The sequence below is a fragment of the Streptomyces sp. NPDC029014 genome (assembly GCF_055564695.1).
Genome location: NZ_JBVHVT010000013.1, coordinates 59,167 through 73,640 on the forward strand (window position 1 = coordinate 59,167; position 14,474 = coordinate 73,640).

Annotated in this window: 12 protein-coding genes and 1 pseudogene; 8 read left to right on the plus strand and 5 right to left on the minus strand. The window is 74.2% G+C overall.

Going from position 1 to position 14,474, the window contains the following annotated elements; all coding sequences use genetic code 11:
• Window positions 1-220 precede the first annotated feature (220 nt).
• The 3 genes from ACZ4VL_RS09680 to ACZ4VL_RS09690 all read left to right on the plus strand — a co-directional run bounded on the left by ACZ4VL_RS09680 (window position 221) and on the right by ACZ4VL_RS09690 (window position 2,709).
• Window positions 221-889 (plus strand): helix-turn-helix domain-containing protein, encoded by a 669-nt coding sequence (locus ACZ4VL_RS09680; protein ID WP_361092168.1) that lies wholly within the window; start codon window positions 221-223, stop codon window positions 887-889.
• Window positions 890-970: 81 nt separating this feature from the next.
• Window positions 971-1,528, plus strand: a complete 558-nt coding sequence (locus ACZ4VL_RS09685) for a toxin-antitoxin system, toxin component (protein WP_468197815.1) — start codon at window positions 971-973, stop codon at window positions 1,526-1,528.
• Complete coding sequence (locus tag ACZ4VL_RS09690; protein ID WP_468197817.1) at window positions 1,525-2,709, plus strand: MAB_1171c family putative transporter; 1,185 nt, start codon at window positions 1,525-1,527, stop codon at window positions 2,707-2,709. The genes ACZ4VL_RS09685 and ACZ4VL_RS09690 overlap by 4 nt, the downstream gene beginning before the upstream one ends.
• Before the next feature lie 52 nt (window positions 2,710-2,761).
• Here the strand turns inward: ACZ4VL_RS09690 and ACZ4VL_RS09695 are convergent, their stop codons facing one another.
• The 3 genes from ACZ4VL_RS09695 to metG form a co-directional block, all read right to left on the minus strand.
• Window positions 2,762-3,541 (minus strand): bestrophin-like domain, encoded by a 780-nt coding sequence (locus ACZ4VL_RS09695; RefSeq protein ID WP_468197819.1) that lies wholly within the window; start codon window positions 3,539-3,541, stop codon window positions 2,762-2,764.
• Window positions 3,542-3,574: 33 nt separating this feature from the next.
• Window positions 3,575-4,360, minus strand: coding sequence for a hypothetical protein (locus tag ACZ4VL_RS09700; RefSeq protein ID WP_468197822.1), 786 nt, complete (start codon window positions 4,358-4,360; stop codon window positions 3,575-3,577).
• Window positions 4,361-4,651: 291 nt separating this feature from the next.
• Window positions 4,652-6,367, minus strand: coding sequence for a methionine--tRNA ligase (gene metG, locus ACZ4VL_RS09705; protein ID WP_468197824.1), 1,716 nt, complete (start codon window positions 6,365-6,367; stop codon window positions 4,652-4,654).
• A 564-nt stretch (window positions 6,368-6,931) separates the two neighbouring features.
• Here metG and ACZ4VL_RS09710 point away from each other — a divergent pair.
• Complete coding sequence (locus tag ACZ4VL_RS09710; protein ID WP_468197826.1) at window positions 6,932-7,453, plus strand: sigma factor-like helix-turn-helix DNA-binding protein; 522 nt, start codon at window positions 6,932-6,934, stop codon at window positions 7,451-7,453.
• 992 nt (window positions 7,454-8,445) lie between these two features.
• A pseudogene (locus tag ACZ4VL_RS09715) lies at window positions 8,446-9,192 on the plus strand (IclR family transcriptional regulator domain-containing protein); the annotation flags it as partial.
• A gap of 550 nt (window positions 9,193-9,742) precedes the next feature.
• Here the strand turns inward: ACZ4VL_RS09715 and ACZ4VL_RS09720 are convergent.
• Window positions 9,743-10,594: a LysR substrate-binding domain-containing protein gene (locus tag ACZ4VL_RS09720; protein WP_468197828.1), complete on the minus strand. Its 852-nt coding sequence runs from the start codon at window positions 10,592-10,594 to the stop codon at window positions 9,743-9,745.
• 125 nt (window positions 10,595-10,719) lie between these two features.
• On the opposite strand from ACZ4VL_RS09720, the gene ACZ4VL_RS09725 reads away from it, so the two are divergent.
• Both ACZ4VL_RS09725 and ACZ4VL_RS09730 read left to right on the plus strand, forming a co-directional pair.
• The gene (locus ACZ4VL_RS09725) at window positions 10,720-11,784 is read left to right on the plus strand and encodes a bile acid:sodium symporter family protein (RefSeq protein ID WP_468197830.1); all 1,065 of its coding nucleotides are present in this window, start codon (window positions 10,720-10,722) and stop codon (window positions 11,782-11,784) included.
• A 9-nt stretch (window positions 11,785-11,793) separates the two neighbouring features.
• A complete protein-coding gene (locus ACZ4VL_RS09730) occupies window positions 11,794-12,258 on the plus strand; it encodes a (2Fe-2S) ferredoxin domain-containing protein (RefSeq protein ID WP_468197832.1) in 465 nt (154 codons plus the stop codon).
• Between the two features lie 56 nt (window positions 12,259-12,314).
• Here the strand turns inward: ACZ4VL_RS09730 and fdhD are convergent, their stop codons facing one another.
• Window positions 12,315-13,196: a formate dehydrogenase accessory sulfurtransferase FdhD gene (gene fdhD / locus ACZ4VL_RS09735; protein WP_468197834.1), complete on the minus strand. Its 882-nt coding sequence runs from the start codon at window positions 13,194-13,196 to the stop codon at window positions 12,315-12,317.
• Window positions 13,197-13,389: 193 nt separating this feature from the next.
• Between fdhD and ACZ4VL_RS09740 the strand changes: the two genes are divergently transcribed.
• A complete protein-coding gene (locus ACZ4VL_RS09740; RefSeq protein WP_404235161.1) occupies window positions 13,390-14,331 on the plus strand; it encodes a beta-ketoacyl-ACP synthase III in 942 nt (313 codons plus the stop codon).
• Window positions 14,332-14,474: the final 143 nt, after the last annotated feature.

Genomic DNA, 14,474 nt, shown 5'->3' on the forward strand with positions numbered 1-14,474 from the left:
ACCGAGAGCTCCCCCTCCTCACGGTCTGGATCTTCAATTTCCTCTGGCGATCCTGCTACCGACGTCATTCGAGTGTCAACTATCGTGGCAATTCCAGCCTCTTGACAGCTCATTCCCGCCACAGCTGTGGCAACTTCTGGCCCTGCGGCGGGAGAACGGCTAGATTCCAAAAGCCGACCATGTGCCCGAACCGACTCGCCGCGATCTAGGAGAACCACTGGTGACAGACGGCTTCCCGGCTCCCGTCGCGGTGGCCAACCCGTCCCTGGCAGCCACCGTCACGCGCGTCGCAGAACTCGCGGGCAAAATGGGCCGCGACCCGAACAAGGTCTTTGACCTGCGCCGCCTCTCCGAGGCCTCCGGCGTTCCCATGGACGTGGTGCGGAGCCTGCTGGACGGCAGGCCGGCCGGCGAACCCTGCCTGCAGACCCGCTTCCTCCAGCGGCTCGACCTGCTCCGCCGCACCAGGCTGAAACCCAACGGGCGCCGCTACACCCAGCAGGAGATCGCCGACGGCGCCGGGATGTCCCGGCAGCAGGCGGGTGCGCTGATCAACGGCGACCGCCGGCCCACGATGGAGCACTGCGACGCGATCCAGCGCTTCTTCGGCGTCCACGCGGGGTTCCTCACGGCGCACGACGCGGACGCCCTCACCGACGCGCTGCTGCGCACCGAGCAGCAGCTGCTCCAGGACTACGCGGGCCGGACCCGCGAGACCGTGCCCGCCCCCGCCTCCCCGGCGGGCGATCCCCTGGCCAGACTGCTCCAGAACCACGGGGTGCGCGGCATCGCCTGGCGCGCCGCGCAGCTGCCCAGCGACAAGCACCGCGACAAGGTCGCCGAGTGGCTGGACATGCTCCTGGAGAGCGTCAAACCGAACGATTCCTGATCCGGCCCAGTCGACAGCAGTCTGATTCTGGGTCGTCCGATCCTTGAGTCCTGATCCGGAGCCACGCCGACGGGGAGAACGGTGAGCATAGGCAGAGAGCAGCGCCGGTTGTGCGGCGAGCTGGTGGCCGGCCTCCAGCTGACCGCGCCCGTGGAACCCGTGGACCTCTACGCCGCCCTCTGCGAGGGCATGAGCAGGATCCGCGGCCGCCGGGTGGACTTCCGGATGGCCGCGTTCCCGCCCGGGACGGCGAGCGGCCTGTGGCTCGACATGGCCGACCGGGACCTGGTGGTCGTCGAGGAGCGCACGGCCCCGGACCACCAGCTGGTGATCCTCGGTCACGAACTGTGGCACATGAAGGCCGGCCACTGCAGCCACCACGTCGACGGGGCCGCCGTCGCCGCCCGCCTGCTGTCCGACGAGGCCGACCTCGGCGAGACCGTACGGCGCGTGGCGGCGCGCACCCGCGCCGACATCCGCGAGGAGACCGAGGCCGAGACCTTCGGCTTACTGCTGGGCAGTCGGTGCCGGACCTGGCTCGCCGGGTCGGCGAGCCACCGGGCGCCCGCACAGCGCGACCAGTTGGCGGGGCGCATCGAGGCCTCGCTCGGATACCGGGGGCACAGGAACGACCGTTGAACGGCCAGGACTACTACATCCCGGCAGCCGCGCTGGGCATCGCACTCGCCTTCAAACTGCCGGCGCTGCGCAACAACTGGCGGGACCCCCTGCTGCGCGCGGTGTGCTCCCTGCTGGTCCTGGCCGGATCGGCCTTCGCCTTCGCCGCCCCGCCCACCATCGAGGCGGTCAACGAGCTGACCGGCGTCACCAACTTCTCGGCTCCGCTCGTGTACTGCCTGATCACCCTGTTCAGCGCCGCCTGCCTGGTGCTGATCGTGAACTGGCGGGGCGGCCCCGCCGAGGTCACCCGGCGCACCTCGCGCCGGTGGATCGGCGGCTACTGCGGCGTCGCGGTGGTGCTCGTCGTGCTCTTCTCGATGGGCGAGGCGCCCGACGAGCGGCTGCGGGACTTCGACACGTACTACGCGAGCGCGCCGTACGTCCGGGAGATGATCGCCCTCTACCTGACCGCGCACCTGGTGGCGGCCGTGGTGATGGTGGCCATGTGCTGGCGCTGGTCCCTCCAGGTGCGCGGCTGGCTGCGGACCGGCCTGATGATCATCGTGGCGGGCTACATCCTCAACCTCAGCTACGACGCCACCAAGATCTCCGCGGTCGTCGCCCGCTGGACCGGCTACGACCTCGACGACCTGAGCACGTACGTCGCGCCGCCGCTCGCCTCGCTCGGCGCGCTGATCAGCGCCATCGGCTTCGTCCTGCCGCTGGTCTGCCAACGGCTGTCGGACCACTGGCAGACCTGGACCACGTACCGCAGGCTCGGGCCGCTGTGGGACGAGGTGCAGCCGTGCGCGCCCACCGGCACGCCCTGCGTGAAGATGGCGTGGTGGGCGCCGCCGGAGCTGCGCATGATCCAGCGCGAGTCGGACATCCACGACGCGTTCCTGCACCTGGGCCCGTACTTCGACGAGCGGCAGCGGCAGCGGGCGTACGACCTCGCCCTGGCCGGCGGATCGGACGAGGAGACGGCCCGCGCGGTCGGCGAGGCCGCCATGGTCGCCGCCGCCGTACGGGCCCGCGCCGCCGACCCGGAGGGGGCGGCCATCGACGGCGAGGACGGCGCGGACGGGGCCGCCCGGGCCACGCCCGGCCCGCGGGACCTCCTCCGCGTCTCCCGGGCCCTGCGGGACTCGCCGGTCGTCGCATGCGTGCGGCAGGGGGCGGCCGGGGCGGTCTGCTGACCGATCGGGAAACCGGGGCCGCCCCGCGCGCGTCAGGGCACGGCAGCGGGCGTCAGCGCAGAGCCGCCGCCAGGGCCACCTTCGGGAACAGGTCCTGGAAGGGGCCCGCGGAATCGATTCCCTCGCGGCCGAAGGGGGCGTCGAAGCTCCAGACCATGAACAGCAGGAACACGATCAGCGCGCTGAACAGGCCCGCCAGCAGCAGCTCGCGCCCGGACCGGCGGATCTGCAGCGTGAAGATCAGGCCGACCGTGACCACACCGCCGGTCAGCAGCCCGAACCAGACCACGCTGGGCAGCGTCGACTCGTCGCTCTGCACGCGCGCGTGGCGGGCGTCGTCCGCGGCGGCGATGTGGTCCAGCAGCGGCTGGTAGGCCTGCGCCTGCAGCTCGGTGGCCGGGCTCTGGTGGGTGACGTCGCTGCGCAGCTTCGCGAGGAGCTCGGCGCCCTCCTCGCTGGCCGCGTCGCCCGAGGTCAGCCGCGGCCAGTCCACGGACACGGTGTGGGCAACGTACGCGTCCACCTCGCCGCGGATCCGGTCGCGGACGGTGGCCGGGTAGACGTCGGCACGCTGGCTCACCTCGTACAGCGCCTGGGCCTCGCGGCGCACGCTGTCCTCGGCGGCCCCGCGGGCCTCCCAGACGCCGGCGATCGCCAGGCCCAGCACGATCGCGTAGACAACGCCCACCATCATCGTCATGTACTCGATGACGTCGGGGGTCTCGCTGGTGTCCTCGTCGGGCGCCACCCGGCGGTGCCGGATGACCGTGCAGGCGAAGACGAAGGCGCAGACGAGCGCCATGGCAATGGCCAGGATCAGCCATTCGGACACGAGGGTTCTCCCGTTGCTGGATCGGTCAGGGGATCAGCTGGTGCGGCTCTTCGACCGCGGGCGCAGTGCCGCCGCGGCGAGCACGGCCGGGGTGGTGACGACGGCCATGAGCATGACGGTGGACAGGCCGCCCGCCTCCCGCCGGGCCAGGGCCTGGGAGCGGTACGGGCGGACGTGGAAGGCGGAGACCCGTCCGGCCGGGGCTCCGAGCGCGGGCGGAGCCCCGGCTCCGCCCGCCGCCGGCCCGGCAGCCGCCCCGGGATCCGGCGCGGCTGCCGGGGGCTGCGCAGCCGCGGCCAGGGCCTTCGCCGCCGGCGATCCGGCCGCGGCTCCGGCGGCCGGCAGCGGCCCCAGCCCGGGGTGGTGCACGGTCGGCCGGTCCGCGCCGGGCACGACGAACGGCAGCCCCGGGGCCCCCGTACCCGGGGCGGGCAGGCCCGGAATCCGCACCGCGGGCAGCCGTACCGCAGGCAGCCGCACCACCGGCGGCACGACGGCAGGGGCACGGCCTCCGGCCGGGCGAACGACGGGCGGGCTAACAGCGGGCGGGCGGACGGCGGGCGCACGGCCCTCGGCCGGGCGAACGACGGGCGGGCTAACGACGGGCGGACGGACGGCGGGCGCACGGCCCTCGGACGGACGGATGGCGGGCGGGCTGCCGGCGGGGGCCGGCGCGGGCACTTCGGGCACACACGCGTCGGCCCGGGCCGCGGCCCGGGTCGCGTGGCTGCCGCCACCGTCGTCGACCGCCACCTGGCCGTGCAGCGGGCAGCACACCGCCACCAGGCCCGCCCCCGCGAAGTACTGCCAAGCGGCCACCGCGCGTCCTTTCGTTCTGCAGCAGAACTGAGGGTTCCGGCTGAAGAAACGATCACGGCACCGCTACGACACGCCGCGGCCGCGACAAGCTCCCCCACGGGGGAAGGGATTCAGCCCATCGGGAGCACCGGACCGGTGCCGACGGGCCCACCGTTGCGCAACGCACCGCCGCGAACAGGAGCGCACGCTCGCGCCCCCGACCGGCGCGCCGGGCCGGCCGCAGGCCCCGGACATGCGCGAGGGGCGCGACCCGTGCCCGGATCGCGCCCCTCGTCTGGTCCTGCCTTGCCGTCAGCCGGCTTCGGAGCCGCCGAACCGCTCGCGGTAGGACTCCAGGTCCTCCTCGCTGATCTTCGCGAAGAGCACCGGCGGAACGGTGAACGGCGTGCCCGCCGGGACCGTGTCCAGGGCCTTGGCCTGCTCCGGGGTCACCCACGTCGCCGTGTCGTCGGCGAGCGCGAAGGCCGAGCGCATGGCGCGCGCCGAGGCCGGGATGAACGGCTCGGAGAGCACCGAGTAGAGGTGGATGAGGTTCATCGCGGTGCGCAGGGTGAGCGCGGCGCCGTCGAGGTCGGTCTTGACCTCCAGCCAGGGGGCCTTCTCGTCCAGGTAGGCGTTGCCGGCGGACCACAGGGCGCGCAGGGCGGCCGCGGCCTTGCGGTACTGGAGGGTGTCCATGTGGCCCTCGTACTCGGCCAGCAGCTCGGCGATCTGCTCGCCGAGCTTCGCCTCGGCCTCGCCGGCGGGGTTGCCGGCCGGGACCTCGTCGCCGAACTTCTTGCGGGAGAAGGTCAGCACGCGGTTGACGAAGTTGCCGAGGGTGCCACCGAGGTCCTTGTTGACCGTGGCGGCGAAGTGCTCCCACGTGAAGGACGAGTCGTCGGACTCGGGGGCGTTGGCGATCAGGAAGTAGCGCCAGAAGTCGGCCGGGAGGATCTCCAGCGCCTGGTCGGTGAAGACGCCGCGCTTCTGCGAGGTGGAGAACTTGCCGCCGTAGTACGTCAGCCAGTTGAAGGCCTTGACGTAGTCGACCTTCTTCCACGGCTCGCGGGTGCCCAGCTCGGTCGCGGGGAACATCACCGTGTGGAACGGGACGTTGTCCTTGGCCATGAACTGGGTGTAGCGGACGTCCTCGGCCTCGTACCACCAGGCCTTGTAGTCGCGGTTCGCCGGGTCGGCGTCCGCCCACTCCTTGGTCGAGGCGATGTACTCGATCGGGGCGTCGAACCAGACGTAGAAGACCTTGCCCTCGGCGGCCAGGTCGGGCCAGGTGTCGGCCGGGACCGGGACGCCCCAGTCGAGGTCGCGGGTGATGGCGCGGTCGTGCAGGCCCTCGGTCAGCCACTTGCGGGCGATGGAGGACGCCAGCTGCGGCCACTCCGCCTCGTGCTGCGCGACCCACGCCTCCACCTCGTGCTGCAGCTTGGACTGGAGCAGGAAGAGGTGCTTGGTCTCGCGGACCTCCAGGTCGGTGGAGCCGGAGATCGCCGAGCGGGGCTCGATCAGGTCGGTCGGGTCCAGGACGCGGGTGCAGTTCTCGCACTGGTCGCCGCGGGCCTTGTCGTAACCGCAGTGCGGGCAGGTGCCCTCGACGTAGCGGTCCGGCAGGAAGCGGCCGTCGACCGGCGAGTAGACCTGCCGGATCGCGCGCTCCTCGATGAAGCCGTTCTCCTGGAGCTGGCGCGCGAAGTGCTGGGTGATCTCGCGGTTCTGCGCCGAGGAGCTGCGGCCGAAGTAGTCGAAGGACAGCTCGAAGCCGTCGTAGACCGCCTTCTGGGCGTCGTGGGCCTGCGCGCAGAAGTCGGCGACGGACAGGCCGGCTTCCTTGGCGGCGAGCTCGGCGGGGGTGCCGTGCTCGTCGGTGGCGCAGATGTAGAGGACGTCGTGGCCGCGCTGGCGGAGGTACCGGGAGTACACATCCGCCGGAAGCATCGACCCGACCATGTTGCCCAGGTGCTTGATCCCGTTGATGTACGGAAGCGCGCTGGTGATCAGGTGTCGAGCCATCCTCGGATGCTCCATTTCATGTATGCGGTTGCAGCGTTCGAGCCGTGACGGATTGTGATGGGGTCATCGTATCGAACCGTCGAAAGGCCACGCGCCCGCATTTCGCTGGGTGGACGTAACGCAAAAGCGAGGGTTGTGACCTCTGCGTCACGGCCCTCGCCATGGGGTCATGCTACAGCCGGGAGGCGATCGGCTCGGACCGGGCCCGCGGCCCGGCGCACCACAGACTCCCTCCGGTCGGCGGGCGGCCCGGTCGGGGGGCCTGGCGCTGCCGTGGCGCGCCCCTGGCGCGGCCTGGCGCACCACCGGCGCGACCTGGCATTACGTATGGCGCGGGCATATGCGTACGTACTGGCTGCGGCCGCGCATGGTCGAAGTCTGTCAGCGGCCGGTCATCACCGAACGTAATCCTCCACCTTCCTCCTTCTGCGCCCCGCGTGCGCGCCCGCGCTGCCAGTCTTGCCGCCCACAGGGATGAGGTGAGGTGGAGCGGTGAGCGATGGCGGACCTGAGGAGCCCGGCGGGGCGGTGGGCCTCCCCAGCCGACGGCGGCAGCCGACGCCCATGAGCCAGTGGAACCCGACGGCACGCCTGTCCTACTGGGCCTTCCACGCCAACCGGAGACCCTCGTACATGCGCTTCGCGTACCTGCAGCTGGGCTCCGACTCGGCCGCCGAGGCCGCGGTGGACGCCGCATTCGACTCGATCATGAACGAGTGGTTGCGCATGCTCCACATGGACCGGCTCGACGCCTACGCCTGGACCATCCTCAAGCAGCGGCTGGTCGACCGGCAGGAGCTGCCCGGCTCCTGGCCCGACCCCATGGACGTCACCGCCTTCGAAGCCGCCCTCAAGGAGGCCGCCGCCGACCGGTACGAGGTGCTCACGGACACCATCCGCTTCTACTCCGCCGTGTCCCGGCTCGCGGAACGCCAGCGTGACGCCGTGCTGCTGCGCTACGGACTCCAGTGCACCCCCGGGGAGGCCGCCGCCGTGATGGGCGTCGACGAGGCCACCGTCCGCTCGCAGCTCGGCCAGGCCCAACGGCGGCTCGCCCGCCTGCTCGGCACCTCCGCCGAATCATGAGGCGGCGCGAGGACGACGAGCAGCCCGGCCGCGGGGCCGCCGCCCGCCGCTCCCTGGCCGAGTTCCTCGCCCGGGCCGGCGTCCGCGACCGGTACCCCCACTACGACCTCGGAGCCGCCGAAGCGCGGCTGCTGCGCACCGCCCGCCGTAAGGGCGCCCCGGCCTCGACCACCGCCACGGCCCGGAGGCGGGCGTACCTGTGGAGCGACCCCGCCCGGGACAGCCCGCTCGACTCCGAACGGGCCCGTCGGGACCTGAAGGCCGTCTGCCTCGCCGCGGTGTGCGCGCCGGGGGCCGAGGCGCAGCTCGCCGCGTTCCTGGCCAGCGCGCACACCGACCTGGCCGGTGCGCTCGTGTTCGGCTGTCTGCTGCACCTGGCCGGGCTGCGCGAGGGGGCGAGGTTCTGGTGGCAGTTCGCCGCCGGCTCCGGGCGCGCCCGGACCGCAGCCGCCGCCTACTGCCTGTTCCTCGACCACTCCCGGCGCGGCGAACACCACGACGCCCGGGTCTGGGCGCGCGAGCTCGGCGCGCGCGGCTACCACCCGGGCGGGCGCCGGGACCTGCGGGAGGTGCGGCTGTGCGCGCAGGCCGCCGTCCTCAGGTACGTCGACCAGCGCGACGATCCCGACCTGGGCGCCGTGCCGCTGCCCAGGCCGGGGCTGCCGGCGGTGCTCGCCGGGTTCCGGCCACCACTGCCGGCGGTGGCGGACGGGGCGCAACCGGACCCGGACCCGGGGGGCACCTCGGGCGCGGGGGGCGCCTCGGGCGCGGGGGGCACCTCGGGCGCGGGGGGCACCTCGGGCGCGGGGAACACACCGGGGCCGGGGAGGCGGACGGGGCCGGGGAGGCGGACGGGGCCGGACGCGGCGCTCGCCGCCGCGGAGTCGCCGGGTGCCGGGCCGCCGCCCCGGGCGTCCGGCCGGCACCGGCCCGCCCACGGGAGCGCGAACGGAAGCGGCGGCAACGGCCGCTCCGCGGGCCTCGGCGGCCGGGTGCCGGCGGGCGGCTCCGGCGAGGCCCTCGCGGCGGCCCGCCGCGCGCTGGCCGTCGTACGGGTGCTGGAGAAGCACCCGCTCGGGGTGCGGGCCGGTCAGCTGGCCCGGGAGTCCGCGCTGGCCGAGGAAGAGCTCCGGCCGCTCCTGGTCATGCTGTGCGAGGAGGAGTACGCGTACCGGCCCGGCGCGGGCGTGTACGCGCGCGGGCCCGCCCTCGACCGGCTCGCCGCCCCCGGCGGCCGGGGGCTGGTGGGACAGCTCCAGCGGACCCTGGCACTCGCACGGGACAGCGCGGGGGCCGCCGTGTACCTGAGCCGGTACGCCGACGGCGAGGTCCGGATCACGCAGATGGCCGACGGGCCCGGGACCCCGCCCGTGCGGCAGTGGGTGGACTTCCGGGACGCCGCGCACGCCAGCGCGGTCGGCAAGTGCCTGCTGACCCAGCTCGGTCCCGACCTGCGCCGCGACCACGTCGCCCGGCACCGGCCCGCCCGGTTCACGGCCCGGACGATCACCGACAGCCGGGCGCTGTTCTCCGCCCTGGACGCGGTGGCCCCGGGCGCGCCGGTGTTCGACCTGCGCGAATACTCGCCCGGCGTGGTGTGCTCCGCCGTCCCCATCGCCACGGGCGGTGCGGTCGGCAGCCTCGCGCTGTCCCTGCCCGCGGTGCACTCCCACCGGCTGCCCGGGGCGACCGAGGCACTGCGCCGCAAGGCCGTTCCGATCCTGCTGGCCCTGCTCCTGGCGGGCGCGATCCCGCCGGACGCACTCGAAGCCCCGGCCCCGGTGGACACGGCGGTTCCGGCCGACGCGTCCGCCGGGGCCGGTGTCGCGGCCGCTGCCGCGGCGACGCCCGGGGCCCCCGCGGGGACAGGGGCTCCCGGGCGGGCCGCAGGGGCCGGGCCCGACGGCACCCCGCCCGAGGCCCCCGGGCCCGGGCAGGACGCCGTCCCGGCCACCCCGACCGCCTCCGCGGGCCCTCCGGTCACCACCGTCACCGCCGAGACCCTGCGCCACCTGCGCAGCCTGTTCCGCACTCCGCTGGCCCGGTCCACGGCCTGCGCGGCCGGGCCCCACCTGGTCAGCGACAGTGCGTCGGAGGCGGCGTACCTCTTCGACGCCGCCCCCGACGGCACGGGCCCGCCGCGCCTCGCGCTGCCCCGCACCCTCGCCCCCCTCACCCCGGGCAGCCTCCGGGCCCACGACGGGCTGGTGGTCCTCGGCACCTGAGCGGCCGGGTACGGACGGGGGGTACGGACAGGCGTACGGGCGGGGGTCCCGGCGGGGGTGCGCGTCAGCCGGCGCGGGTCAGGCGGTCCGCGCCGGAGAGGACCGCCGCCGCCAGCGCCTCCGCCGGCGGCGACACCCGCTCCCCGCGCAGCAGGGCGAACTCCACCGAGCCCAGGTCCGGCAACCCCGGCACCCGGACCAGGCCCGGCGGGATCAGCCCCCGGGTGTGCGCCATCACGCCCAGCCCGGCCCGGGCCGCGGCGATCAGGCCGCTCAGGCTGCCGCTCGTACAGGCGATCCGCCACCCCCGCCCGGCCCGTTCCAGGACCTCCAGCGCGCGGGCCCGGGTGATCCCCGGCGGCGGGAAGACGATCAGCGGAACCGGCCGGTCAGGGTCGACCCGCAGTCCCTCGGCCCCGATCCACACCATCCGGTCCCGCCACACCAGTCGGCCCCGCTCGTCCCCCGGCCCGCGCCGCTTCGCGAGGACGAGGTCCAGCCGGCCCGCGTCGAGCCGCTCGTGCAGGGTCCCGGAGAGCTCGACCGACAGCTCCAGGTCGACCTCCGGGTGCTGGTGGCGGAAGCCTTCGAGGATCTCCGGCAGCCGGGTCAGCACGAAGTCCTCCGACGCCCCGAACCGCAGCCGCCCGCGCAGCCTGGTGCCGGTGAAATAGGCCGCCGCCCGTTCGTGGGCCTCCAGGATCGTCCGGGCGAAGCCGAGGAGCGCCTCCCCGTCCTCCGTCAGCTCCACGCTGTGGGTGTCCCGGAGGAAGAGCGGGCGCCCCGTCGCCTCCTCCAACCGGCGTACGTGCTGGCTGACCGTGGACTGGCGGACGCCGAGCCGCCCGGCGGCCTGGGTGAAGCTCAGGGTCTGGGCGACCGTGAGGAACGTGCGCAGCTGGACCGGGTCGTACATGGCCCCATGGTGGCACGGTCATCACGGAACGCAATGGCAGTCAGAGCGGTGTACGGGTTTCCCGATGACCGGGCGCCGACCGACGATGAGGACGATCCGTCTCCGACAGCAAGTGAGCCCCGTACATGCGCCGCCCGTCCCCGCCCTCGTGGCTGCCCCTGGACCCGTACGTCCTGGCCCTGCTCGGCACCGTCGGCGTCGCCGCCCTGTTCCCGGCGCGCGGCGCGGGCGCCACCGTCGCCCAGGATGCCGCGACCGCGGCCGTGGCGCTGCTGTTCTTCCTCTACGGGGCCCGGCTGTCCACCCGTGAGGCGCTGGACGGGTTGCGCCACTGGCGGCTCCACCTCACCGTGCTGACCTGTACCTTCGTGGTCTTCCCGGTCCTCGGCCTCGCCGCGCGCACCCTGGTTCCGGGCGTGCTGACGCCGCCGCTGTACAGCGGGCTGCTCTTCCTCTGTCTGGTGCCGTCCACCATCCAGTCCTCCATCGCCTTCACCTCGATCGCCCGCGGCAACGTGCCCGCCGCGATCTGCGCCGGCTCGTTCTCCAGCCTCGCCGGGATCGCGCTCACGCCACTGCTCGCGGCCGGGCTGCTCGGTGGCGGCACCGGCGGGTCCTCCTCCGGCTCCGTGCTGAAGATCGCCCTCCAGCTCCTGCTGCCGTTCCTGCTCGGGCAGGTGCTGCGGCCGCGCCTCGGCGGCTTCCTGGTCCGGCACAAGGCGGTCCTGGGGTACGTCGACCGCGGCTCGATCCTGCTCGTCGTCTACACCGCGTTCAGTGCGGGCATGGCCGCGGGCATCTGGCACCGGGTCAGCGCCGTGCGGCTGGGCGGGCTGCTGGCGGTGGAGGCGGTCCTGCTGGCCGTCATGCTGCTGGTGACCTGGTACGGGGCGAAGCGGCTCGGGTTCGGGCGGGCGGACCGGATCGCCATCCAGTTCGCCGGGTCGAAGAAGAGCCTGGCGGCCGGACTCCCGATGGCCAGCGTGCTGTTCGGGGCGCAGGCGAGCCTGGCCGTGCTGCCGCTGATGCTCTTTCACCAGATGCAGCTGATGGTGTGTGCGGTGCTGGCCCGACGGCGCGCCCGGGACGCCGGGGCGGGCGCCGGTGTTCCGGCGGAGGCCGAACTCCCCGCCGGGCGTGTGGCGGAGGTCTCCCCCGGGCCCCAACACCCCGCGCCGCGCGCCCGGTAACGTGCGGCGGTGACCTGGATACGCCCGATCGCCGCCCATGCCGAACGCCCCTGCACCCTCGTGGTCTGCCGCGGCTGCTGCTGCGGCGACCCCCGCAAGAACCCCGGCACCGACCACGCCGGGCAGCTGGCCCGGCTGCGCGAGGCCGCCGCCGCTTCCGGGGGCCGCCTGGCCGTCCGTACGAGCGACTGCCTCGGCCCGTGCGCGCAGGCCAACGTGATCGTGGTGCAGCCGACGACCGAGGCCCGCCGGCGCGGCGCCCGCGCGGCGTGGTTCGGCTGGGCCCTGGACGACACCGCCACCGACGAGGTCATCGCGTGGGCCGACGCGGGCGGGCCGGGTGTCGCCCCGCTCCCGGCGACGCTGGACCTGCACCGGATCGACCCGCCGGCGCCGGCGGCTTCCGCGGGCGGGGGCCGGAAGGCGAAGGGCGGCGCCGCGGGCCGCCGGGGCGGCGGCCGCCGCGGCCGCTGACGGGGCCGGGACCGCTAGCGCTGTGGCCGGGGCCGTTGCGGACGGGGGCCGGACGGCTAGCGGACGGGGGCGGGCTCCGGCGCGGCGGCCGGGTCCCCCAGGGCCTCCAGGTCGATGCGGTCCTCGCCCGCGTAGATGTTCATGTTGCCGCCGCGCAGGAAGCCCACCAGCGTCAGCCCCGACTCCAGCGCCAGGTCCACGGCCAACGAGGACGGCGCCGAGACGGCGGCCAGCAGCGGGATGCCGGCCATGACGGCCTTCTGCACGAGCTCGAAGGAGGCCCGGCCGGACACCAGCAGCACGCCGTCCGCGAGGGGCAGCCGTCCGGCCTGGAGGGCCCGCCCGATGATCTTGTCGACGGCGTTGTGCCGGCCGACGTCCTCCCGGAGGTCGAGGAGCTCGCCGTCGGCGGAGAACAGCCCGGCCGCGTGCAGGCCTCCGGTGCGGTCGAAGACCTTCTGCGCCGCCCGCAGCCGGTCCGGCAGCCGGCCCAGCAGGTCCGCGGGGATCCGTACGCCGTCGCCGGCGGCCGGCGGGAGGGGGAACCGGGTCGCCGTGCGGACGGCGTCCAGGCTGGCCTTGCCGCACAGGCCGCAGGAGGAGGTGGTGTAGACGTTCCGTTCCAGGGTGATGTCGGGAAGCGGAACCCCTGGCGCGAGCCGGACGTTCACCACGTTGTACGTGTTCGAGCCGTCCTCCGCGGCCCCCTCGCAGTAGGTCACGGCCTGGACGTCCGCGGCGGAGCCGAGCACGCCCTCGCTCACCAGGAAGCCCACGGCGAGCGCGAAGTCGTCGCCCGGGGTGCGCATGGTGATCGCGAGGGGCTTGCCGTTGAGGCGCACCTCCAGCGGCTCCTCCGCGACCAGCGTGTCCGGGCGTACCCCGGCCGTTCCGTTCCGCACCCGTATGACGCGACGGCGTTCGGTGACCCGTCCCATGTGATCAGACCGCCCGTTCTCTCCTCGCGGTGCACGTCGTCGTGCACCTGAGGTCCCCATTGTCCCGGACCGGGGCGATGCCGCGGAATCTCCAAATTCCGTAAGCGGAACCTGTCGGGTCACGCACCCGCGTACCCATCGGTAGCCGGTCAGGCTGGATGGTCCTGCAGTCGTACGAGGGGGGTTCCCGCCCATGACCGGTTCACGCGTGGTGGCTCTGGGGCACTACCAGCCCGCGAGAGTGCTCACCAACGAGGACCTCGCGGCCATGGTCGACACCAGTGACGAGTGGATCCGCTCGCGGGTCGGCATCCGCACGCGCCACATGGCGGGTCCGGACGAGCCGGTGGACGAGCTGGCCTACCACGCGGCGGGCAAGGCCCTCGCGAGCGCCGGCCTGGCCCCGGACGACATCGACCTCGTGCTGGTGGCCACGTCCACGGCCATCGACCGTTCCCCCAACATGGCCGCCCGGGTCGCCGCCAAGCTGGGCATGGGCGCCGGTCCGGCCGTCATGGACCTCAACGTGGTCTGCTCCGGCTTCACCCACGCCCTGGCCACGGCCGACCACGCCATCCGGGCCGGCTCCGCGCGGCGCGCGCTGGTCATCGGCGCGGACAAGATGACCGAGATCACCGACTGGACCGACCGCACCACGTGCGTCCTCACGGGCGACGGGGCGGGCGCGGCCGTCGTCGAGGCGTGTGAGGAGCCGGGGATCGGGCCGGTGCTGTGGGGTTCGGTGCCGGAGATGGGGCACGCGGTCCGGATCGAGGGCACGCCGCCGGTCTTCGCACAGGAGGGGCAGTCCGTGTACCGGTGGACGACGAGCCGGCTGCCGGCGCTGGCCCGCCAGACGTGCGAGAAGGCGGGGCTCACGCCGGAGGACCTGGCCGGTGTGGTCCTGCACCAGGCCAACCTGCGGATCATCGAGCCGCTGGCCCAGCGGCTCGGCGCGGTGAACGCGGTCGTCGCCCGTGACGTCGTCGACTCGGGCAACACCTCGGCGGCGAGCATCCCGATGGCGCTGTCGAAGCTCGTGGAGCGCGGGGAGATCCCCTCGGGCGCCCCGGTGCTCCTCTTCGGCTTCGGTGGGAACCTCTCGTACGCGGGCCAGGTCATCCGCTGCCCGTAGCCCGTGGCCGCCGCCGGGCGGTCGGGGCCGCGGGAGCACCGGGGGGGGGGGGGGGGGGGGGGGGGGGGGGGGGGGGGGGAGGGGGGGGGGGGGAGGGGGGGGGGGGGAAGGGGGGGGGGGGAGGGATGGGGAGGGGAGAAGCA

Bases quoted from the DNA above. Each gene is read 5' to 3' on its own strand.
- ACZ4VL_RS09725 (WP_468197830.1), top strand. From the start codon at position 10,720: ATGCGCCGCCCGTCCCCGCCCTCGTGGCTGCCCCTGGACCCGTACGTC.
- ACZ4VL_RS09710 (WP_468197826.1), top strand. From the start codon at position 6,932: ATGAGCCAGTGGAACCCGACGGCACGCCTGTCCTACTGGGCCTTCCAC.
- ACZ4VL_RS09740 (WP_404235161.1), top strand. From the start codon at position 13,390: ATGACCGGTTCACGCGTGGTGGCTCTGGGGCACTACCAGCCCGCGAGA.
- ACZ4VL_RS09720 (WP_468197828.1), bottom strand. From the start codon at position 10,594: ATGTACGACCCGGTCCAGCTGCGCACGTTCCTCACGGTCGCCCAGACC.
- fdhD (WP_468197834.1), bottom strand. From the start codon at position 13,196: ATGGGACGGGTCACCGAACGCCGTCGCGTCATACGGGTGCGGAACGGA.
- metG (WP_468197824.1), bottom strand. From the start codon at position 6,367: ATGGCTCGACACCTGATCACCAGCGCGCTTCCGTACATCAACGGGATC.